18 protein-coding genes are annotated in these 22,145 nt (G+C 40.0%); 15 read left to right on the forward strand and 3 right to left on the reverse strand.

Going from position 1 to position 22,145, the window contains the following annotated elements; all coding sequences use genetic code 11:
- Positions 1-27: 27 nt before the first annotated feature.
- Positions 28-1,203 carry an acyl-CoA dehydrogenase family protein gene (locus H9631_RS10690; RefSeq protein WP_191812619.1) on the reverse strand — a complete coding sequence of 392 codons (1,176 nt, stop codon included), beginning with the start codon at positions 1,201-1,203 and terminating at the stop codon, positions 28-30.
- Positions 1,204-1,409: 206 nt separating this feature from the next.
- On the opposite strand from H9631_RS10690, the gene H9631_RS10695 reads away from it, so the two are divergent.
- From H9631_RS10695 to H9631_RS10710, 4 genes are all read left to right on the forward strand, one after another.
- A complete protein-coding gene (locus H9631_RS10695) occupies positions 1,410-2,162 on the forward strand; it encodes an amino acid ABC transporter ATP-binding protein (RefSeq protein ID WP_191812621.1) in 753 nt (250 codons plus the stop codon).
- 13 nt (positions 2,163-2,175) lie between these two features.
- Positions 2,176-3,021, forward strand: a complete 846-nt coding sequence (locus tag H9631_RS10700; protein WP_191812623.1) for a transporter substrate-binding domain-containing protein — start codon at positions 2,176-2,178, stop codon at positions 3,019-3,021.
- A gap of 64 nt (positions 3,022-3,085) precedes the next feature.
- On the forward strand, positions 3,086-3,787 hold the full coding sequence (locus tag H9631_RS10705) for an amino acid ABC transporter permease (RefSeq protein ID WP_404801733.1): 702 nt from the start codon (positions 3,086-3,088) through the stop codon (positions 3,785-3,787).
- 15 nt (positions 3,788-3,802) lie between these two features.
- Positions 3,803-4,534, forward strand: a complete 732-nt coding sequence (locus H9631_RS10710; RefSeq protein WP_225220977.1) for an amino acid ABC transporter permease — start codon at positions 3,803-3,805, stop codon at positions 4,532-4,534.
- Positions 4,535-4,841: 307 nt separating this feature from the next.
- Here the strand turns inward: H9631_RS10710 and argJ are convergent, their stop codons facing one another.
- Entirely contained in the window at positions 4,842-5,996 is a 1,155-nt protein-coding gene (gene argJ, locus H9631_RS10715) for a bifunctional glutamate N-acetyltransferase/amino-acid acetyltransferase ArgJ (RefSeq protein ID WP_191812627.1), read from the reverse strand.
- Between the two features lie 178 nt (positions 5,997-6,174).
- Between argJ and H9631_RS10720 the strand changes: the two genes are divergently transcribed.
- From H9631_RS10720 to glaH, 8 genes are all read left to right on the forward strand, one after another.
- Positions 6,175-6,630, forward strand: coding sequence for an N-acetyltransferase (locus tag H9631_RS10720; protein ID WP_191812629.1), 456 nt, complete (start codon positions 6,175-6,177; stop codon positions 6,628-6,630).
- Between the two features lie 1,036 nt (positions 6,631-7,666).
- Complete coding sequence (locus tag H9631_RS10725; protein ID WP_191812631.1) at positions 7,667-9,145, forward strand: aldehyde dehydrogenase family protein; 1,479 nt, start codon at positions 7,667-7,669, stop codon at positions 9,143-9,145.
- 210 nt (positions 9,146-9,355) lie between these two features.
- Positions 9,356-10,753 carry an amino acid permease gene (locus tag H9631_RS10730; RefSeq protein ID WP_191812633.1) on the forward strand — a complete coding sequence of 466 codons (1,398 nt, stop codon included), beginning with the start codon at positions 9,356-9,358 and terminating at the stop codon, positions 10,751-10,753.
- A 622-nt stretch (positions 10,754-11,375) separates the two neighbouring features.
- Complete coding sequence (locus tag H9631_RS10735) at positions 11,376-12,764, forward strand: APC family permease (RefSeq protein ID WP_191812635.1); 1,389 nt, start codon at positions 11,376-11,378, stop codon at positions 12,762-12,764.
- Positions 12,765-13,153: 389 nt separating this feature from the next.
- Positions 13,154-13,828, forward strand: coding sequence for a GntR family transcriptional regulator (locus H9631_RS10740; RefSeq protein WP_191812637.1), 675 nt, complete (start codon positions 13,154-13,156; stop codon positions 13,826-13,828).
- 65 nt (positions 13,829-13,893) lie between these two features.
- Positions 13,894-15,111: an L-2-hydroxyglutarate oxidase gene (gene lhgO, locus H9631_RS10745; RefSeq protein ID WP_191812639.1), complete on the forward strand. Its 1,218-nt coding sequence runs from the start codon at positions 13,894-13,896 to the stop codon at positions 15,109-15,111.
- A 24-nt stretch (positions 15,112-15,135) separates the two neighbouring features.
- On the forward strand, positions 15,136-15,465 hold the full coding sequence (locus tag H9631_RS10750) for a DUF3870 domain-containing protein (RefSeq protein ID WP_120117524.1): 330 nt from the start codon (positions 15,136-15,138) through the stop codon (positions 15,463-15,465).
- Positions 15,466-16,043: 578 nt separating this feature from the next.
- A complete protein-coding gene (gene glaH / locus H9631_RS10755) occupies positions 16,044-16,976 on the forward strand; it encodes a glutarate dioxygenase GlaH (protein ID WP_191812641.1) in 933 nt (310 codons plus the stop codon).
- 118 nt (positions 16,977-17,094) lie between these two features.
- Here glaH and H9631_RS10760 read toward each other — a convergent pair whose 3' ends face one another.
- Positions 17,095-18,843 carry a sigma 54-interacting transcriptional regulator gene (locus H9631_RS10760; RefSeq protein WP_191812643.1) on the reverse strand — a complete coding sequence of 583 codons (1,749 nt, stop codon included), beginning with the start codon at positions 18,841-18,843 and terminating at the stop codon, positions 17,095-17,097.
- 293 nt (positions 18,844-19,136) lie between these two features.
- Here H9631_RS10760 and H9631_RS10765 point away from each other — a divergent pair, with 293 nt between their 5' ends.
- The 3 genes from H9631_RS10765 to H9631_RS10770 all read left to right on the forward strand — a co-directional run bounded on the left by H9631_RS10765 (position 19,137) and on the right by H9631_RS10770 (position 21,959).
- Positions 19,137-20,498 carry an APC family permease gene (locus H9631_RS10765; RefSeq protein WP_191812645.1) on the forward strand — a complete coding sequence of 454 codons (1,362 nt, stop codon included), beginning with the start codon at positions 19,137-19,139 and terminating at the stop codon, positions 20,496-20,498.
- Between the two features lie 144 nt (positions 20,499-20,642).
- Positions 20,643-20,774 (forward strand): hypothetical protein, encoded by a 132-nt coding sequence (locus tag H9631_RS22595; RefSeq protein ID WP_263600712.1) that lies wholly within the window; start codon positions 20,643-20,645, stop codon positions 20,772-20,774.
- Positions 20,775-20,801: 27 nt separating this feature from the next.
- Positions 20,802-21,959 (forward strand): amidohydrolase family protein, encoded by a 1,158-nt coding sequence (locus tag H9631_RS10770; protein ID WP_191812647.1) that lies wholly within the window; start codon positions 20,802-20,804, stop codon positions 21,957-21,959.
- Positions 21,960-22,145 lie beyond the last annotated feature (186 nt).

Consider the following 22,145-nt stretch of genomic DNA (forward strand, 5'->3'; position numbering starts at 1 on the left):
CCCGTGTTATCGGGTTTTCAGATATATCTATTTGAAGTTCTCTGCTTTCCTCTTTCCTTGTTCTATGGCAGCGAGGGCCAATTTATGAATTGTCATATCATCCATTGGCGGATTGTGAAGACCAGCCCTGGCATCACGGTAGTATCTTTGTAGCGGGTTGGAACGTTGTAGGCTTTTGGCACCGGCTACGCGCATCGCTTTATCAATGATCGAAATTGCTGAGTTGGTTACTGTATGCTTCACCGCCCCGAGTTCGTTGGCAATTAACGACCGTCTCTTCTCATCATCATATGCCTCGGCAACATTATATAGGAAATGTCTTGCTCTCATTAGCTCAAGCTCAATTTCACCCAATAAACGCTGAACATTCGGCAATTCACTTATGGTTCCTTTTATACTGTTTGGTGAATGTTCATTGGCAAACTGGATGGCATAATCCCTTGCGGCTTGTGCAATTCCAAGATAACAAGCAGGGATGTGCATGACCCAGCCGTTGATTTTGTTTCCACGAGGGCCATCATTGATTTCTACAAGCATGGAATTGTCGACTTTGACATTTTCCAAAATCAAATCATGGCTTTCCGTACCTCGCATGGAGATGACATCCCAAGTTTCTTCAATAGAAAGGCCTTCCGTATCTTTATGCAGCAAGAAGAAGCCAATCGCCTGTTTTTCTTCAATCCAAGCGGAGGTGAGGAAATAGGTCAATGCAGGTGACATCGTCGTAAAATTTTTCCTTCCATTAATGACCCAGTGCCCATCGACTTTAGCTGCTGTTGTTCCTGGACGTCCACCTCTTGTCGGGCTGCCTGTCTGTGCCTCACTTACAGCACGGTTGACGAGTGCTCCGTCCAGCACTTCCTTTGCAAAGAAATTCAATCGGTCTTCACTCCAGAGTTTTTTCTCATAAAGCTCGCCGACTGTTCCGAGGTGCCAGCCGATGGAAAGCCCCGTAGCTGAGTCAAAGCTTGCGATGGTCTCTTGTAAAAGTACCATGTCATATGCTCTTAATCCTTCTCCGCCGTATTCCTTTGTTAAAGTCAAACTTGTATAGCCCATCTCAACAAGCTCTTGAATATTCTCCATCGGAAATTTAGCCTGCTCATCCGTTTCGGCAGATCTGCTTTTAAATGCCGCCTCTTTTGTATATAAACGCTCCAGCCATTGCATTTGAATATCACTCTTTATAAATAAGTCTTTCATTTCTTCACCTCTAATATTGTATATGCATAAGATGCTTAAAATTAACAAAACCTATTAGTTTGATTGGTTTTAATCTTATCGAACTTGATTTTAAGCGTCAAGCCCTATCAATTCAGTGGGAAAAAAGACTTAATCCTCACTTTACAACTAAGAATAGTTATGATACTCTTTTGGGTAAATTTAAGAAATATAAAGCAGGGATCAATATGATTAAGTTGAAAAATATTAACAAACAATTTCAAAAAAACCATGTGTTAAAAGGAATTGATCTCGACGTAGAAAAGGGGGATGTTTTAGTCATTGTGGGGCCAAGCGGGTCAGGAAAGACCACTTTGCTCAGATGTATCAATTATTTGGAGCGGCCTGATGAGGGCTCTATCACAATTGACGGCTTCACGGTTCAAGGGAAGCATCCTTCAAAACGTGACGTGCTGGTCTTAAGAAGAAAGACAGCGATGGTTTTTCAGCATTACAACCTTTTTAAAAATAAAACGGTACTGGAAAATGTATCAGAAGGTCTAGTTGTGGCTAAAAAAATTCCCAAAAAGGATGCAAAGGAGATTGGTGTCTCATTATTGGAAAAAGTCGGTTTGGGAGAAAAATTGAATGAGTATCCTTCTCAGCTTTCAGGTGGACAGCAGCAGCGCGTAGGTATTGCCCGGGCGCTGGCATTGAATCCGTCTGTCATATTATTCGATGAACCTACTTCCGCCCTTGATCCTGAGATGGTCGGCGAGGTATTGACTATTATGAAACAGATTGCCAATGAAGGAATTACCATGGTCGTCGTCACTCATGAAATTGATTTTGCGCGGGAAGTGGCTAATCGCGTCGTGTTTATGGATGGGGGACATATTATTGAGCAAGGCCCACCAGAAGAAGTATTGATACATCCGCAGCATGAACGGACAAAAAGATTTTTAAAAAGACTGGTTAAAGAACCGGATTATATGATTTAGGGGGAAAGTGTGAATGAAGAAGTTATGGGTAGGAGCAGTGGCATTGTTTGGACTTATCTTATTTATTTCTGGCTGCTCTCAAAGTGCGTCAAAAGAATCGGATGGAAAAAAAGTGATCAAAGTGGCGATTAGTGACGAAGTCAATCCGCCATTTTTATATGCTGACGAAAAGAATGAACCGATTGGTTATGATATAGATTATATGAAGGAAATAGAAAAAAAGCTTCCAGATTATAAGTTCGAATATATTTGGGGAGAGGAAGAATCCAATCTCGTTGGTGTAGATACAGGGAAATATGATTTCGCCATCAACTGGTTCTTCAAAAATCCAGAACGCCAAGAAAAGTTTTTATATCCGGAGCGTGAGTTTGGGTATTCTCTGACTTCTTTGGTAACAAAAACAGACAGAGATGATATTAAAACATTGGATGACATGGTAGGGAAAAAGTTTCCGCCAGTATCGCCAAGTGGTGGCTTACGTGCCATTTTAAATGCATATAATGACCAGCATTCTGATAATCCATTAACTTTAGAAAGCATGGAATCCCCATCAAATGCGGAGAACTTGAAAATGGTAGACAAGGGGAAAGCTGATGCTATGTTCATCAATGTCACAACCTTTAACGAAATTCAAAAGGAATTGGATCTTGACTTGAAGATAGCAGGAGTCGTTTCCAAAGAGCCGATTTGGGCAGTTTACAATAAAGATAATACAGAGCTTGCGAAAGAGATGGATAAGGCCACTGCCGAACTGATTGAAGATGGAACCTTATCAAAGCTTGCTGAAAAATGGTTTGGAGTAGACTTCTTCCAAGATCTTGAATACATCAATGAAGAAGGCTTTAACTTTGAGAAATAATCCGACTTTCCGTATTGGGTTGCTCAGCAGCTCAATACGGATTTTCATTAGGTGGTGAATGAGTATGACTTCCGGACTTGCAGGCTGGGTTGATTTATTTGTCAAGGTACTTGAAAAGCTTCCGTTAACTCTTTTGATGTTGGGGCTATCATTATTCTTTTCTATTATTCTTGGGGTATTTGTTGCCATCGTTCGGATTCAAAAGCAGCCTGTACTCTATCAGGTGGCAACATTTTATTTGTCCTTTACTCGGTGTACGCCACTGCTCGTTCAGTTGTTCCTTGTTTATTTTGGGCTGCCGCAGCTGCTTTTAGCTTTGGGAATTGATATTAATGGATGGGATCGGCTTGTATTCCTTGTAATCGCGTTTTCGTTCCATACCGCTGCGTATTTATCTGAAGTGTTCCGGTCAGCGTACCTTGCTGTAGGCAGGGACCAGCTGGAGGCCGCATACAGTGTTGGAATGAGTTATCCGCAGGCCTTGTTCAGGATTATATTACCACAAGCATTTGTTGTGTCCTTGCCGAATCTCGGCAACAATATTATTGAACTGTTAAAAGATACATCCCTGGCTTTTACAATTGGCATTATCGACATTATGGGACAGGTGAGGATCATTCTTGGAAATAACCACGGAATGGGGATGTTCCAGGTTTATGTCGTAATTTCCTTGGTTTATTGGGGGACTTGTATTTTGATAGAAGCTAGTATTAGTTACTTGGAAAAAATATTTAAAAAAGGCCGCGTCAGCCTATCAAGGCAGTAGAGGGGAGGCAAGACATTGCTTTTGTCTATTATCAATCTGGAATTTGCAGTTGAACAAATTCCGGAAGTATTAAAAGGGGTGCCTGCGACCCTTGCCATTGCGGTGGTTGCTATGATTTTCGGTTTGATTTTCGGCCTGTTGATCGCCCTTTGCAGAGTCTATAAGCTTCCGGTATTGAACCGACTGTTTATCGTATATATTTCCTTTATAAGGGGCACGCCATTGCTCGTACAGTTGTACGTATTTTTTTACGGCGTACCTGTTCTTCTGGACTTTTTGAATGAACAGATGGGAACAAATTTCGATGCTTCCAATATATCTCCATTAATCTATGCTTTTATTGCCTATACCTTAAACACTTCTGCCTATCAGGCAGAAATTTTCCGTTCTTCTATCAATGCGATCAGCGCTGGACAGATGGAAGCGGCGCATTCAGTTGGAATGACAACGGCACAAGGACTTTGGAGGATTATATTACCGCAAGCCTTTGTCGTGGCTCTTCCGAATCTCGGCAACACTTTTATCGGCCTAATCAAAGCAACTTCGTTGGCTTTTGCTGTGAAAGTGGTCGAGATCATGGCGATAGCTAAAATTATTGCTAACGATGGTTATAGATTCTTGGAAATGTATCTTGTTGCTTCTCTTGTATACTGGATCATCTCTTGGGTGTTTGAAGTGCTGTTTGCTATGGCTGAAAAGAGAATGAGACGTTATGAGAGGCGGATTGAGGGAGAGGTGGCATCCTGACCACACAAGTGGGCGAGGAATCCTGAATATTCATTATAAATGGGGAATGGTAAAAGAGCATTTGAAGATGCTCTTTTTACTCTTCATCTGGATCCGCAGACTGCTTTTTTCTTAAATAGTATATATATGAATAGGTAGCCAGAGTACATAAGAAAACCAGCAAGTTTAACTTTACTCCCCCCCACTTACCACCAAATGTAATATATAGATTACAATCAATAGAAGAAAAAACGGACCTGCAACGCTATGCTGCATGTCCGTGATAATCAGATAGTAACACGTAATGTTGATTTGGTCTCTTGTTACATCAAGTCGTGTATTCCCCGTTAATTTTTACATAATCATAAGACAGATCGCATCCCCATCCAGTCGCTTTACCTTGACCATTTCCAAGTGAGATTGAAATGGTGATTTCATCGCCTTTCAGATAATTTGCGAGTTCCTCCAAGTTTGAGTCGGTAGGTTCACCGTCACTGAATACTGCAATATCACCGAATGATACGGATACCTTTTCCACATTAATAGAATACTCAGCATTGCCGATAGTAGAGATGATTCTCCCCCAGTTAGGATCGGCTCCAAAAATGGCTGTTTTAACCAATGGTGAGTTGATGATTGATTTTGCCATCACTTTGGCTTCTTCATCATTTTGAGCTCCGGTGATCTGCACCTCAACGAGCTTTGTCGCACCTTCTCCATCTCTTGCCAGGTCTTTTGTAAGGCTGATGAGCATATCTGTCAGAACCTGTTCAAACTTTTGCAGGTCGACCGGGCCCGCAAGACCGTTTGCCATAGCAGCAACTGTATCACTTGTACTTGTATCTCCGTCTATGGATACCATGTTAAAGGAAACATTTACTGCTCGATTTAATATGGCTTTCAGCGCTTCTGGTTCAATTTGTGCGTCTGTCATAATATAGCTGAGCATTGTTGCCATGTTCGGCTCAATCATCCCAGACCCTTTGGCGATGGCACACAAAGTGACGCCGCCAATAGTTTCTGAACGATATTTGGCAAAAGTATCTGTCGTCATAATAGCTTCAGCGGAATCTTTTAAGCCATCTTTCTTCAGCTCACTTTTTAATCCTGGAATTCCTTCGGTGATCTTTTTGACCGGAAGAGGAACTCCAATTACACCTGTTGAGGAGGGGAGGATATCTGACGAGCTGATGCTTAATTCGTCAGCAACCGCTGATATGATCGTATGAACATCCTCAATGCCCTGTTTTCCAGTTGCAACATTTGCATTTTTGCTGTTGATGACAAAAGCTTGAAGAAACCCATCTTTAATATGTTCCTTTCCGACTGTTACGGGCGCGCCGCAAAACTGGTTTTTTGTGAACATGGCGGCCGCAGCTGCACGCGCTTCGGAGTAAATGACGGTAAAATCAGGTGTGTTGTCTTTTATGCCAAGTTTTTTTGCGCAAGAATAAAAGCCCTTCGGAAGCAATGTATATTCCATTAAAAATTCTCCTATCATAATTAATTTTTGTTAATGAATATTATACAGCGACCTTTATAAAAAGAAAGGGAAAAATGAATATTTATTAGAAAAAATGAATAAATATTTAAAAATATATTGACTTTCCGTCTTCAATCGGTAAGATTAACAATATATATTGAATCAAAAGGTGATGGAAATGATCGAAGTTCGCAAAGCGGTTCTCAAGGACATTGATAGGGTCTACGAGCTTGTCAACCAGTATGCTGATGAGGAGCTGCTGCTTCCGAGAACGCGTGAATCTCTTATTATTAATATACAGTCTATTTTTGTAGCGGAAGAAGGGGAGGAAGTTCTCGGTGTTGCCTGTCTTGCTGTACTTGGCCAGGACATGGCGGAAATTCGGTCTCTTGCTGTTGACGCGAAGGCCCAAGGGCGTGGAATCGGAAAGATATTAGTGGAAAAAATTGTCGAGCAAACAAAAAAATTGGGAATTTCCAAGTTGATTTCCCTAACCTATCAGGTTGCGTTTTTTAAGAAATGCGGGTTTGACATTATCCAAAAAGAAGAAATGCCGCAAAAGGTTTGGACAGATTGTATCCATTGTCCAAAATTTCCAGCATGCGATGAAGTAGCGATGGCTATTACATTTTAACGGGTTAACAAGAAAAAATGTCGAATTCTCGAAGATAATTAGATTGACAGTCACTTTATATAGTTGCTATAGTTATAACGTCATAGATAATTCATGACTGAATAATGCTATTTAAGACAGACTGTCAAATCTAACCGGACTTTGTTGAAGAAGCAAAGCATAACGTAGATTTAGAGCCAGTTTACTTAATAAATGACCGTACTGTACAGCTTTCATCGTCAAGAGGACATTTAGAGTAGAACTGGCTTTTTCTATTGGTTGGGAAAGTGTAAACAATAAAGGACAATAAAAGTTCAGGAATTGTCTTGTGCTTTTCTTTGTGCTTTGCATTTTTCTATCGAAAGAGGGGGAGGTTTATCAGTAGGGAGTAGACAAATGCTTTGTGAAAGCGCCTTGAAGTTGCCACGGCTAATGGATGAATAACGTGACAGATGTTTGATATTAACACTGCAAGCGGTTCAACATCGAAGGGTCACTAGAAGTGCGTTAATTATTCTGAAAAACATTGGATCCAAAACAGCGTTTATCATCTCTCGGATCGTCATGACTTGTGAACAACGGTGCAAAGGCAAATGAAAACGCAATTAAATGAGCAAATCTGAAATCACAGTATTTGACTCTGCCTTTTACTAATCGGGTGTTCTTAATTAAAGAGTTAAATCTTTTTGAATCACTACAGCGTCTTACTACAGTAATCGACACTGTCTGCATCAGTTTGAAGTGAGCAAGTGAACTGTTGCTTGAGATGAAGAGGAAATCTGTTGTGTAGTACGTGGATCAAGCTTTAACAGATTAAAGGGCGAATGTGAAACAAACGCTGTTGAATGCGGTTTAGGCTGATGTGTACCATCGAACTTGTATGGGAAAAAATGGCTTGAAAAGGTGCTTACTCCCAATAGCGTACAAGAAGGCCCAATTATTAAGATTAGGTCTTCGTTCCAGTGGCTTACGCTTTCCTTCCCCTTTGACGACGGACGAAAAAAATCGACAAAGGATTAGCTAACTTAGAACGAGTCATAAAAGTTTAATCAAAAGAATGAATGAATATTTAGGGAGAGTGAATATTGTGACAAATTACTTGAACTTTATTAACGGAGAATGGGTTAGTGCTTCTTCTGGAGAAAAACATGAACACTTCAATCCTGCCAATCCATCTGAAAGCATTGGTTTTACTGAGGTTTCAACTGTAGGAGATGTGGAAAAAGCGATTGAGGCTGCCAAAGCTGCCTCAGCAGGTTGGAAAGCGATGTCTTCAGTCAATCGAGGCGAGATCCTCCGAAAAGCAGCTGATATTTTAGAAGAGCGCGCTGATGATATTGCAAAAACGGCTACACAAGAAATGGGTAAACGTTTCATAGAAACAAAAGGTGAGGCACTTAGAGGTGCATCTATCCTAAGATACTATGCTCAAGAAGGAATGCGCAAAAAAGGTGAAGTTCTCCCTTCAGCGGCTAACGGAACTACATTGCTAGCGGTTCGTGTACCAGTTGGAGTTGTGGCGGCGATCACACCTTGGAATTTCCCAATAGCTATTCCAATTTGGAAAATGGCTCCTGCTCTTGTTTTTGGAAATCCAGTTGTTTGGAAACCAGGGCAAGAAACAGGAATTACAGCTACAAAAGTAGCGAAAGTATTCGAAGATGCAGGACTACCTGCAGGAGTTCTTAACCTTGTATTGGGTAGAGGTTCTGTAATCGGTGATGTACTTACAACGCATAAAGACGTTGCTGCAGTTACTTTCACAGGATCAAATGCAGTTGGTCAAAATATCGCAAAATTAGCGACTGCTACTGGAAAGAAATTCCAACTCGAACTTGGTGGTAAAAACCCTGCTGTAGTTCTTGAGGATGCTAACCTTGATCTTGCTGCACGTCTCGTTGTGGATGGGGCTATGAAACAAACTGGCCAACGCTGTACTGCAACAAGCCGTGCTTATGTAGAAGCAAGCATTTATGATGAGTTTGTCGAGAAAGTTATTGAATATGCAGACAAAATCACTATTGGAGATGGTCTTCAAGATGGCATCACAATGGGACCTGTTGCTTCCAAAAAACAATTTGACACAGTTACTGGCTATGTTCAAAAAGGTAAAGATGAAGGAGCTGAACTTCTATATGGAGGCAGCACTTTAGATATCAACGGAGGATACTACATCGAACCGACAATTTTTGGAAATGCCACTCACGAAATGTCAATTGTAAATGAAGAAATCTTTGGCCCAGTTGTAGCACTAATGAAAGTGGCTGACTACGACGAGGCTCTTCAAAAAGCCAATGATACAATCTACGGATTAAGTGCTGCTGTATTCACAGATAGCCTTGAAAAAGCCTTCCACTTCATGGAAAACAGTGAAGTTGGAATGGTTCAGATCAATGGTGAAACTGGTGGTGCAGAACCACAAGCACCATTTGGTGGAATCAAATCTTCTGGACAAGGTCCAAAAGAGCAAGGTCAATCTGCAGTGGAGTTCTTTACAACAAATAAAACTGTAACTATAAATCCATATACTAAGTAATAATATAAGTGCTAGTGCCTATAGGAACTCGGCATTGTAGCTTAATGATTATGAAATTTATCATTTTAATGAAATCAATAACCTGCCGAAAGTGAGACACTCTCGGCAGGATTTCAAAAGAGAACGTAAGCAAGTCCTTTTGGATTGCTTTTTAATATAGCTTTTTCAAAGACAACTAGAAGAGCATAATAGTTGAAAGGTGTGTAATGTTTGTCTCATCAAGAACAGAAACTCAGCAAATCACTGACAACTAGGCATGTAACAATGATTTCTATTGGTGGAGTAATCGGTGCTGGCTTATTTGTAGGCAGTGGCGCTATTATTCAATCCACAGGGCCTGCTGCCATACTATCATATGTCCTTGGTGGTTTAGTGGTAGTCTTAGTAATGCGTATGCTTGGAGAAATGGCTGTGTTGAATCCTGACAGCGGTTCTTTTTCCACATATGCACATCAAGCGATTGGACCGTGGGCTGGTTATACGATTGGCTGGTTATACTGGTTTAATTGGGTTATCATTGTTGCGATTGAAGCGACGCTCGTGGGGTCGTATATACATGATTGGGTTCCTGCTATACCTGTATGGGTAGGCAGTTTATCATTGACACTCTTAATGACAGTAACAAATATTTATTCAGTAAAAGCATATGGAGAATTTGAATATTGGCTAGCCCTTATCAAAGTAGTAGCTATTGTTGCTTTTCTGGGCGTGGGAGTATTGATGATTTTCGGTGTCATGCCAGGCGTAGATGCACCGGGACTCTCCAATATTACTGGAAACGGAGGTTTCTTCCCGCAAGGTATTAGCCCTGTTTTTCTTAGTGTAGTCTTTATCACATTTTCTTTAGTAGGCAGTGAGGTCGCGGCTATCGCGGCAGGGGAATCAGATAATCCAGAAAAAAACGTTGTTAGAGCGATAAATAGTGTTGTTCTGCGCATTCTCATTTTCTTTATTGGCTCAGTTACTATACTAGTTACTGTACTGCCATGGGATGCCCAGGACTTACTGAAAACTCCATATGCAAGTGTATTTGATATGGCAGGTCTTCCAGCAGCTGGTCAAGTTATGAATATTGTTATTTTCATTTCACTACTTTCCGTGTTAAATTCAGGACTTTATACAAGCTCACGTATGTTATATTCCCTTGCACAAAAAAAAGAAGCACCACGTATTTTTTTACAGGTAAATAAGAAAGGGGTACCATTCTGGGCGGTATTGGCCAGCACATCTTTTGCTTATATTTGTGCTATGTTTAAATTCATATCTCCCGATAAAATGTTTGTTTTCTTAGCAAATAGCGCGGGCGGCGTCTGTATGCTGGTATATATATTTATTGCCATTTCACATATACGTTTGCGAAGAAGAATTGAAAAAGAAACCCCTGAGAAACTGAAAGTTAAAATGTGGTTATTTCCTTATTTAACCTATTTGACTATTTTAGTTTTAATAGGTATTTTTATTGCACAAGCATTTATTGATGATATGCGTTTACAATTTTATCTTACTTCACTAATTACCATTTTTGTTATTGGTTCCTACTTTCTATTTTATCGTAAAGAGCGAACGTTATCAGCAGTAGAAAAGAACCAAACGAAAGAGGTCATATAATCAAGTATATTTACTGTAGCTTCTGCTATTCGGATGGAAAACGCTTGAATGATGGGTAGGTATTAGGGATTTAGATAGTTCATGACTGAATAAAAAAACTATTTAAGAAAGGCTGTCAAATCTAACCAGACTTTGTTGGAATCCTTTTGCAAAGTAATCGCAAAAGTCGAACAAATGAAAACAATAACCTGCCGAAAGTGACAGTCTTTCGGCAGGAACCTTCAAAATAAAGCGCAAGCATCTGTCTGATAGCATCTCTAGCAATCTGGAGAAAGCACGGCGATGAATGGATCAAGTTAACTAGGAGGGAAAGCTTGTTAGTTACACTGGTCTCAATAACGCCCACACTACTGTGGGTTTGGGAGGCTTAAGACGCGGCACCTGTCGCTTCGCTTGCATGAGTAGTTCCTGTACGTCGGTGGCATATAGACGCCACCCCAGAATGACACGTCTATATCCAGTACTATATTGGGAATAGAAAAATTAAGACTTTCGGAGCTATAGAGAAAAACGTAAGCGTTTTTCAATATTGAACAACAATCAAAGCACTTGCTGGCACCAAGTCTGCTTTGTAAGAAAGCGCTTTTTATAAGAAGGAAGAATAAACCAAAGGAGTAAAGAAATGCAAAACGAACAAGATGTTAAAAAGGTATTATCACGTTGGGACGTCCTGTTTTTAGCCTTTGGCGCCATGATTGGGTGGGGCTGGGTTGTAATGTCAGGAGAGTGGATTTTAGGAGCTGGGACAGTCGGTGCAATGATCGCATTTGTCGCAGGTGGAATCCTCGTCATTTTTGTTGGTTTGACATATGCTGAGCTTGCTTCAGCAATGCCTACGACAGGTGGAGCTTTGATTTATGTTTTTAGGGGTGTCGGACCCAAATCAGCTTTTACAGCATCCTGGATGCTAGCGCTTGGATATATTTCAGTTGTAGCATTCGAAGCAGTAGCTCTTCCAACTGTTATTGAATATATCTTCCCTAACTATAAAGTGGGATATATGTATACAATTAATGATTATGAAGTTTACGCTTCGTGGGTTCTAGTTGGTGTTGGTGCTTCTATTTTCGTGACAATTGTTAACTATATGGGTGTAAAATCTGCGGCCTTTTTGCAAATGGTTCTAACTATTATCATTGCACTTATCGGTTTATTACTTATTTTTGGTGGAGTGTTCAATGGGGAAGCAGCAAACGCCCAGCCGCTATTCGAAGGCGGACTTGGTGGAATTATGGTAGTTGCAATCATGACACCTTTCATGTTTGTCGGATTTGACGTTATCCCACAAACGGCGGAAGAAATGAAAGTACCAGCGAAAGCAATCGGTAGAATCCTCATTTTATCCGTTATCTTAGCGGTAATTTGGTATGTGGCAATTATTTTGGCAGTTGGTCTCGGATTGGATAAAGACTCTTTAGCTGCTTCAACATTACCAACTGCTGATGCTATGGCTACAGTGTTTGGAAGTGACGTATTCGGTATTATCTTAATTCTTGGCGGAGTTGCCGGAATCATTACAAGCTGGAACGCATTTATCATTGGTGGAAGCCGAATTCTGTATGCGATGGCTGATAAAAAGATGATTCCAGCATGGTTTGGTAAAGTTGATCAGAAACACGGAACACCTACAAATGCAGTTCTATTCATTGGTGCTTTAGCTACTGTAGCTCCATTACTCGGACGTCCTATGCTTGTTTGGCTTGTTGATGCAGGTGGGCTTGCTATCGTTATTGCATACCTATTGGCTGCTGTAGCATTTGTCCAATTACGTAAAAATGAACCGAACATGGTTCGTCCTTTCCGAGCTGGAAAATCCAGCATAATCGGATGGATTGCCATCCTTATGAGTATTTTCTTTGTTATCCTTTACTTGCCTGGAATGCCTGCGGCACTCGTTTGGCCATACGAATGGGTTATATTTGCGGGATGGGCTATAATAGGAATCCTTCTTATGATAGGGATGAGGAAGAATTTCCCTAAAGAAAAATTGGTATACAACAATAAAGAGTAAAAATTAGATTCGATTTTCAGCTTGTAGAGAAAGTGACGTTTTTTTCTCTGCAAGCTGTTTTATTTTTTACTGTTGAACATTCCCATAAATTGTGTGACTTGCTACAAACGCTCACCAATCAGGGAATCCTTTTCATGAAGTGATTCGCCAAAAGCCTGAATTGCAAAGAAAAAATTTTATTAAAAGATAAGCGATAGCTGTTCTGAGCTGTAATCATACAGTTCGTTGTGTAAATCCCTCATTTTTTCTTACTTTCAGGTCCAAAACATCTCCAGATTGAATCCAATCATCCAAAGATTGGATTCAATTTTTTTGTTTTTATCCCTTGAAAGCCATATTTTTGTGTGATAAACTCTAAATTGTATCCAAAGTGAATCGAGGTGGATATTTTGCCGGAGAAATTGGCACAAGAAAAGTCGACAGTGGTTAAAAATGTCACGAAACGCCTGAGAGAAGTCATTTTGGACGGTACTTTGAAAAAGGGTGACCGGTTGATTCAAGAAGAGTGGGCAGAGAAGCTGGAAGTCAGTAGAATGCCGATTCGAGAAGCACTTACACAACTGCAAATGGAAGGGCTCGTAGAAATCGTCCCTCACAAGGGAGCAGTTGTCACCCCCATTACAAAGGAGAATATAGAGGAAATATACTATATTCGATCTATGCTGGAAGGTCTCGCAGTAGAAAAGTCACTTCCATATTTGACAGATGAGGACAAGCAGGATTTGCATGACATTGTGGTTCAGATGGAAACGCTAGATTTGACAGATGAGACAAATGGAGAGTATATCCGTCTGAATGCAGCATTTCACCAAATTCTTATGAGAGGCTGTCCTTGGCCAAGACTTCGTAAAATGGTTGAAACTCTTGGTATTTCACCCATAGCACCAAATCTCTTGATTGATTATTACCAGGAGACACAGCAGGAGCACAGACGCATCTATGAGGCTGCTTTAAGAGGTGATCCGGCTGAGATCCGGGGTGCAGTGGAGTATCATATTTTACGTACAAAAAATAATTTAATAGATTGCATGGAAAGCATAAGAAAAGCGCAAGCGTCCGTTTAATGTTTACTGGTCGCTGGTGCTAAAGCAGGTCAATAAAAACACGCTTAAAATGGAGGCATAAAATTATGTATGATTTCGCAATTGTAGGTGGCGGTATTGTAGGTTTATCAACAGGGATGGCCATTTACGAAAGATTCCCAAATGCTAAAGTCGTCATCATTGAAAAAGAAGGTTCAGTGGCTGAACATCAAACTGGACATAACAGTGGAGTTATTCACTCTGGAATCTACTACAAGCCTGGAAGTTTCAAAGCACGTTTTGCTAGACAAGGCAGTCAGTCAATGAGAGAATTCGCGGAAAAATATGATATATCTCATGATATTTGCGGTAAAGTTATTGTTGCAACAAAACAGGAAGAACTTCCTCTTCTTGATAACTTGTATGAGAGAGGCTTGCAAAACGAGCTTGATATTACAAAAATCAGTAAAGAAGAATTAAACGAAATTGAACCGCATGTTGCTGGTCTTGGAGCAATTCGTGTTCCAATGGCTGGAATCATCAATTATAAGCAAGTAAGTGAGAAATTCGCAGAAATCATTCAAGAACGCGGCGGCGATATTCTTTTAAACACAAAAGTTGAGAAAATCAATGAAGGTTCTGACTCGGTTATCGTTGAAACTACTAATGGAACGGTTAAAGCCGGTCTTGTTATCAACTGTGCAGGACTTCACAGTGATAGAGTAGCAGCGGCTGCAGGGTATAAAACAGATATGAAAATTCTACCGTTCCGCGGGGAATACTTTAAATTGAAACCAGAAAAACGCCATCTTGTAAAACATTTGATTTACCCTGTTCCAAATCCGAAATTCCCATTCCTGGGTGTTCACTTTACACGCATGATCAGTGGTGAAGTTGATGCTGGTCCAAACGCGGTACTAGCATTTAAGCGTGAAGGCTATAAAAAGCTTGATTTCAGTGCAAAAGATTTAGCAGAAAGTCTTGCATATAAGGGATTATGGAAACTTGCTGGAAACTTCGCAAAAGAAGCAGTGGGAGAATACGTTCGCTCCTTCAGTAAAGCTCAGTTTACAAAGAGCCTTCAAGCTTTAATTCCTGAAATCCAGGAGGATGACTTAATTCCAGCACCAGCCGGTGTCCGTGCCCAAGCACTCAAGGACGACGGTTCCATGGTCGATGACTTCAACATCATCATTGGAGATAGAACGATCCATGTATGTAACGCGCCATCACCAGCTGCGACTGCATCCATTGAAATAGGGAAAGAAGTGGTTAGACGTATCCCTGAACAATCACATCTGAAAGAAGCAGCTGTAACATTATAATGATTGAAAGAGGAGATTAAATCCATGGAGTTCAATGCCAAGACAATGTTTATAGCCGGTCATGCACGCTTGCCACAGGGAATGGCTGCAAAAAGTGTGTATGAAACTTTGACGATTACAGCTGAAGTAGATGTGAAGTACGGGGTTATTTTGAAAGCCTCCGCTACGCTTGCGACAGAACATGGCAGTGATTTTATCGGACGTCTTTTACGTGGGACAAGCTTAAAGGATGGAATTGATGAACAGATGGAAGCCATCCAGACGTACTACCGTGGAAAGGCCACGAATGCACTTATTGCTGCGATGAAGGACCTTGATCTCCATTACAAACAAATTACGGCAGCTGAAAAATAATATTCCAAAAGGACCCTTTCGGCGTACGGGCGCTGCAAGGGTCCTTTTTTCTATCTTAAAAACATTTGTAAAAACTTGTGAGTTGAGTATAATCTGACTTTATATGTGGTTTTGCAATGAGATAAGTGAATCTATCTTGTAAAATTTGTACGCGTAGAACAGATATATATTCTCGAACGATTTCTCATTAAAAAACTGACACTGTATAATAAATTTGGAAGAAATATTGAAGTTGTTTCGTGAATCAGAAAATTGGAAAGAAAAAAATATGAAATTTTGTTGACATATTTTATATCGAGTGGTATTCTTAAATCAAGCAATAATAAAACATATTCACCTTTTGAAAAATGCCTTTTCAAAATCCGTGAGTAGTATAGATTTTTGGAGACGGAAAAAATAAAATTTTGCAGACTGCAATATTCACTGTGACTCTACAACCATAGAGCGGTGAAGTGGATATAAGCCAGTTGTTGTATATGACCTTTCCTAACAGGATAGGTGTATCGACAGCTGGCTTTTTATGTTTTCTTTTCTCCACGACTAAAATTATACTTTTCATTAAACAGGAGGAATCTCTAATGGGCGTTACAAAAGAATTAAAATTTATTAAAAAAGGCAAAGGCTATGAAGTAAAATCTCATCCACAAACTGATCGCTTGTATCATATCCAAATCGGAAAAGAAGAAATTGCTAAATTCTTGGCTAAAGTAGAAGAAAAAGGAATCGGTGTTCAAGCACTTGAATACACACCTTACCAACGTTTGGTTATCTCTTCTATTCTACTAGACATTGTTGGTGAAGACTTTGGTGAAATTTTAAGAGGCATCATTCACGACCGTGAGTCTGGTGGATTCACAATTGGTTTGGAAGGCGTGACAGAGGATACTGATGAATATGTTATCTTCGCAACTGCTGTTACACACTTAGTTGGTATGCCAAACTTCGATGCGATGACAGGAAAATATTATGCACGTTTCACAGTAAAACATACTGACGACAGTGACTCTTACCTACGTCAAGCATACCGTCTATTCACATTGCATACAGACGGAACTTTCGTTGACGAGCCAACTGACTGGTTACTCATGATGAAAATGATTGAAGAAAATGCGGTTGGCGGTGAATCAAGACTTATTCACTTAGATGACTGGAAAGATCTTGACAAATTTGCTAACAACCCGCTTGGAAAACATAAATTCACTTACATTGCTCCACCAAGCAAAAACGTAACTCAAACAGTAGATCGTCCTACATTCTTTAACGTTAACGACAAGCCATGCATTTGCTTTATCGACCAGTTCGTATACCCTGAAACAATCGAACAAGCAAAATACTTGGAAGAACTTTCTGCATCTCTTGAATCAGACGAAAACGTTGTTGAATTGAAACTTCCAGTTGGAGACCTTGTTGTACTTAACAACTTGTTCTGGATGCATGGACGTGCAGCATTCGAAGTAAACCCTGACTTGAACCGTGAATTGATGCGCCAACGTGGACGCTTCGTTGAATAATTTTAACTAAGTCATTTGTTTACTCAATTGTTAATAACCTCTACCTTCATTTTGCGCACCCGATTTCGGGTGCGATTTTTTATTTTAACAAATACCAAAAGGCTATTTGATTTTACATCTACGTTAGGCTATATTTTTTCAATTTATAATTTAGATTTTGTCTGGAAATTCCTAAAAGTTTGCCAGCTCTTGTCACATTTCCATTTTCCTCTTCTAAAGCGAGCTGTATAAGAGTACGTTCTAATTTATCTTTCTGTTCCTCCAAACTTAATCCTGCAGATAATGAAAGTTTTGGAATTTTATGGCCTACAGGGGTTATTTGCGCATGTTCATTGGTTCTTGCTTGGAAGGTTGCTGATAAGTGGTGATAAGCAATAGTACTTTCTCCATCCAGCATATTGATACAACCTTCAATTGTATGTTCCAATTCCCTTATATTTCCGGGCCATTCGTAATTCAGAAAGATATCCATCACCTCTGATTCCACTTTATCTACCCTGATCTGTAATCTCTCACTATGTTTTTGAAGGAAATGGTCAATTAATACCGGGATGTCCTCTTTTCTTTTTTTCAAAGGTTGAATGATAATATTAACCACGCTTAAACGATAGAACAGATCTTCCCTCAATCTTCCATTTTCTATGGCTGCGTAAGGGTCTTCATTGATTGTGGCAATCACCCTGACATCAACGTCAATGGATTTCTTTGCTCCAAGGCGTTGTATTGTCTTCTCTTGTAAAAAGCGCAAAAGTTTGGCTTGCAGACTAATTCCCATGGAATTAATTTCATCTAAAAGCAAAGTGCCGCCATGAGCCTGCTCTATCAACCCTTCTCTATCGATCGCTCCAGTGAAACTGCCTACAGAAGTACCAAATAACAACCCCTCCAATAAATGCTCAGGGAGTGCAGCGCAATTTTGGGCGATAAAAGGAAAGCTTTTTCTGGGGCTGTCGTTATGTATGCTTTGAGCAAATAACTCTTTGCCCGTTCCGGTATCCCCGATAATAAAGGTGGATGATGAAGTCCGGGCGGCTCTCCTGGCCTGATCTACTGTTTGGCGCATCACTCTGCTTGTAAAAACGATGTCTTTGAATTGAAATCGAGTATTGTTGTTTTTGTTTTTGGATGTATGTGTATTTTCCCTGACAGGATCACTTTTAAAGTTACGGATAGTCTCTTCCAATTGTTTCTGTTCCGTAATATCTTTCAAGATTTCAACAGCTCCGACCTGTTTTGTGCCTATGCTTAGCGTTTTTGATTTTGAGAGTGTGGTAACAGCTTTTCCGCTATTAGTGAAATGGGTTTCCCGATAGTTTAATGACTTCGAGAGTCTTAAGGTCTTTAATAGGATGCTGGAGTGTTCGTCTATATCAGGAAAGGTCTCCCGGAACAGTTTCTGTTTCACAGAGTCTGGTTCACGAAGGTCAATCTCTCCCATCTTTTTATTATAGAAAAGGATTTCTCCCTCCATATTAATAGCACATACTCCTTCTTCGAGCATATCAAGAATTGAATCATACAGGAATTTTTGTTCAGTTGCCTGCTGTAGTTTATACTTTAAAAGCTGTTGCTGGGTAATGTCTTTAATGATCAAAAGGAAATGATCATTAAAAGGAAGAACATTCATCAATAACTCCTTGGTTCCGAATGACAGTGATATTCCAGTCATCTCATCAGTTGTCATCAAAAACTTTTGATACTCCAGTGGAATTAATTCAAAAACAGATGTTTCTCCCAAGGTTTTTGAGCTGAGTTCAAACAAGCGAAGGGCAGATCTGTTTGCTTTTTTAATCTGACCCTCGTGATTGATAATCAATATGCTTTCAAAGCAAACGTTCCACACATTCTCGAGATCCACTTGTTCCATATCAACGTATCTCTCCCATCTATAATAACGGATAACACTATTTATTTTTTAATTATAAATAATTAGAAGAAAAAGACAAATATTTTTCGAAAAATATCTTTCTACGAAAAAAAATTTTCGGCGAAAAGTCCAGATATTCATATAAATACCGCTAAATATAGGAGAAAAATATTTGGCATAATTTTTGCAATATATAAAATTTGAAAATTCAAAGGAGAGGGGAAAAATATTAGAAAGGGATTGTCTGCGAATCGTATATTTGTGAGCGTTTCCAAGAAGAGAGGAGTGCGGAGATGGCAAAAGTACAATTATTGGAAATTGAACCAATAAGGAATCTTAAGTTCCGGCATCTTTGGGCATTGGGTGTCGGTGCAGTAATTGGTGATGGGATTTTCCTTTTGATTGGAGAAGGAATTGCTACGGCTGGACCGAGTGCCATCCTGGCTTATTTTATTGCTGGGCTGTTTCAATTCTTTTTAATGATCGCATTAGCAGAAATAGCAATTGGGATGCCATTTGCCGGGGGAATGTCTGTATGGGTTGAACGCTTTTTAGGAAAGTGGTGGGGATTTTTATCCGGATTTTCTTTTGCAGCTGGCTGGGTTCTTGCGGGCGGTGGAGTGAGTATGGCCCTCGGGAAGATCACCTCCTGGTTCTTTCCTCAATTGACTGGAAAAGTATGGACAACCATATTTGCAATAATTTTTGTAAGCATATTTGCAATTTTAAACATCTATGGAACTTCAATTGCTGCAAAAACTCAACTATACCTTGTGCTTCTATTGACAGCAGGAATGCTATTGTTCGCTTTAATCGGGATAAAAGATATTAATGTGGATAATTTCAAAGAATGGATGCCTTATGGCACTTCCGGATTCTTGAGTGCGATCCCTCTTGGTACATATGCGTATCTAGGAGCAGTGTCAATAGTGACCGCAGGGTCGGAAGTTGTTAACCCAAGGGACTTGCCAAAAGCTTTAATCTGGTCGAGTGTGACGTTTCTTATCATTTATACAGTTGCTCAAATTGTCCTTCAAGGAATTATCCCATGGAATCAAGTGACATTAAACAGTTCGCCCTTTACAGAAGCCGCCAACATCGTCTTTGGATATGCAGGTGCTTTTATTATTAATTTAGTTGCATGGATTGCTGCAGCAACCTGTATTTTAATGGGAACTTTCTACACGGCATCTCGGATTTTCTTTTCACAGGCTAGAAGAGGGTATTTACCGAAGTTTTTTGGTTATTTGCATCCGAAAACCCGCACACCTGTCTACGGTATTGTTTTCATCTGGATTTGTTCGGTTGTCTTTATTTTGATTGGCAGTGTTAACCCTGATTTGATTTATGTTGAGTTTTCCCTGCAGTTGACATTTGCTTGGATTGTGTCTTGGGCGCTTGCTGTAGTTGCTGCAATCCTTTATCGAAAAAAATGCAAGAGCGAAGTGGAGAAACTTGCTTGGAAACAGCCTTTATTTCCACTATTCCCGATCTTGGGGCTTATCGGTATTGGAATTGTTTTCTACGGAACATTGCTGGGAACACCTATGATATTGGTCAGAGGACTAGTTTGGGTTATAGCGCTATTTATCTTCTATAAGATCTACTATAAGGCTGATCAGAATAAAAGCAGCGATCAAGAAAAAATCATTTGACTGGTGGAGATAAACCATTCGCTCATTGAATTTATTATGGCTACAAGCGGATTATTTAACTATCAAACAGACAAATGAGGAGGTTTGGAGGTTCAATCTTGGTTACAAAAGAAAAAAGTTAACAATATGCAGGTGTACTTATCAATGTTATTGAAATTACACCTTTCCTTATTATCAAACATAACTGTTGCCATTCTTGATAGGCAATGGCAGCTGTTGAAAGAGGAACTGTCAACATGGATAAAGTCCGTCAATATGCCGGTTGATAGAAAGTAAAATTAGTTCTCAAAATGGAGGAATATGATGAATAAAATTGATTTGACTTCTATAAAAGCAGTTGATGTGCATTGTCACCCCTATATTGCGAATGAGGAACCATATTCACCCGAAGAGTATTTGCGGAAACTGTCGTTGTCTGTATTGCCGAATATGTTTAAAAAAGCCGAAGAAGGTTCATCCGCAAAAATTTTTCCGGGCATGAACATGTATATGCAAATAACTATACAGCGGCTTGCCAGGTATTTTGGATGTCGACCTATACTTGAGGAAGTGGTTTCCAACAGAAACGAAGAGGCAAAAGATTTTACTGCCTTTACACAAAATTTATTCAAAAATGTAAAACTTGAAGGAATGGTCGTTGACTTTGGGTATCCCACCCCGCCGCTATCAAAAGATGATTATCAAGAATTGACGGGAGTTCCCATATGGGAAGTATATCGAATCGAGCCCGTCATGGTAAGGCTCAGGGAAAACCATGAAACTTTCGGCGCTTTTATCGAGGCCTATCAAGAAGATCTCAAGGCTGCTCTAAAACAGAAACATATCGTAGGTTTAAAAACAATCATTGCCTACCGGAGCGGTTTGGAAATTGGAGATAAAAATGAACAAATGGCAAAAGATCAGTATGAGGAATTCCGTCTAAACGACCGTGCCAGAGTGAAAGAGTTGAGAGATTATTGCCTCCATGTGGCAATGGAGGAATGTACGAATTTCAATAAGGTTTTACATATACATACGGGGTTCGGTGACGGGGAAGTTGTACTTCCAAAAGCAAGCCCATCGTTTTTGATTGATTTACTGCGGCAGGAAAAATATGCTGAAACGAAAATACATCTTGTACATGGAGGATATCCATGGATGGAGGAAGCGGCGTTCATAACTAGTATTTTACCAAACGTGTTTCTAGATATTTCATTACAGAATCCATTTGTCGGGCATGGAGTGGAACGAATCATATCACAAGTGTATGAATTGGCCCCATTCGATAAAGTCATGTACGGATCAGACGCTTTCACTGTACCGGAAATGAACTGGCTTGGGGTACTACTATTCAAGGAATGCTTTGAACGGGTACTTACGAACTGGATAGAAAAGGGATATATCGATAAGGATATGGCAGTCGAAATTGCTGAACACATGATGTATAAAAACTTTGAACGGGTATATAGTGACTATATTTAACTTCATTCAGCAGAAGTCTTCCCACTTCTGTATGTGGTGAGATGAATGCCTATTGGCACTTCATTCAGTGGGGGCACACCTCGGCTGAATAAAGTTAAAGCTTCCGGCGGATGCCACAGATTTTCAGAGGAAACAATCGGGCGACGTTTCTCGTCGCCACCGTCTAGAATGAAAACTGATTCTTAC

It is taken from the genome of Bacillus norwichensis (genome assembly GCF_014836955.1).
In the GTDB taxonomy this organism is placed as follows: Bacteria; Bacillota; Bacilli; order Bacillales; family Bacillaceae_C; genus Siminovitchia; species Siminovitchia norwichensis.

Excerpts from the sequence above, each read along its gene's own strand:
- H9631_RS10690 (WP_191812619.1), bottom strand. The coding sequence starts at position 1,203 with ATGAAAGACTTATTTATAAAGAGTGATATTCAAATGCAATGGCTGGAG.
- H9631_RS10695 (WP_191812621.1), top strand. The coding sequence starts at position 1,410 with ATGATTAAGTTGAAAAATATTAACAAACAATTTCAAAAAAACCATGTG.
- H9631_RS10700 (WP_191812623.1), top strand. The coding sequence starts at position 2,176 with ATGAAGAAGTTATGGGTAGGAGCAGTGGCATTGTTTGGACTTATCTTA.
- H9631_RS10705 (WP_404801733.1), top strand. The coding sequence starts at position 3,086 with ATGACTTCCGGACTTGCAGGCTGGGTTGATTTATTTGTCAAGGTACTT.
- argJ (WP_191812627.1), bottom strand. The coding sequence starts at position 5,996 with ATGGAATATACATTGCTTCCGAAGGGCTTTTATTCTTGCGCAAAAAAA.
- H9631_RS10720 (WP_191812629.1), top strand. The coding sequence starts at position 6,175 with ATGATCGAAGTTCGCAAAGCGGTTCTCAAGGACATTGATAGGGTCTAC.
- H9631_RS10725 (WP_191812631.1), top strand. The coding sequence starts at position 7,667 with ATGAATGAATATTTAGGGAGAGTGAATATTGTGACAAATTACTTGAAC.
- H9631_RS10735 (WP_191812635.1), top strand. The coding sequence starts at position 11,376 with ATGCAAAACGAACAAGATGTTAAAAAGGTATTATCACGTTGGGACGTC.
- lhgO (WP_191812639.1), top strand. The coding sequence starts at position 13,894 with ATGTATGATTTCGCAATTGTAGGTGGCGGTATTGTAGGTTTATCAACA.
- H9631_RS10750 (WP_120117524.1), top strand. The coding sequence starts at position 15,136 with ATGGAGTTCAATGCCAAGACAATGTTTATAGCCGGTCATGCACGCTTG.
- glaH (WP_191812641.1), top strand. The coding sequence starts at position 16,044 with ATGGGCGTTACAAAAGAATTAAAATTTATTAAAAAAGGCAAAGGCTAT.
- H9631_RS10760 (WP_191812643.1), bottom strand. The coding sequence starts at position 18,843 with ATGGAACAAGTGGATCTCGAGAATGTGTGGAACGTTTGCTTTGAAAGC.
- H9631_RS10765 (WP_191812645.1), top strand. The coding sequence starts at position 19,137 with ATGGCAAAAGTACAATTATTGGAAATTGAACCAATAAGGAATCTTAAG.
- H9631_RS22595 (WP_263600712.1), top strand. The coding sequence starts at position 20,643 with ATGTTATTGAAATTACACCTTTCCTTATTATCAAACATAACTGTTGCC.
- H9631_RS10770 (WP_191812647.1), top strand. The coding sequence starts at position 20,802 with ATGAATAAAATTGATTTGACTTCTATAAAAGCAGTTGATGTGCATTGT.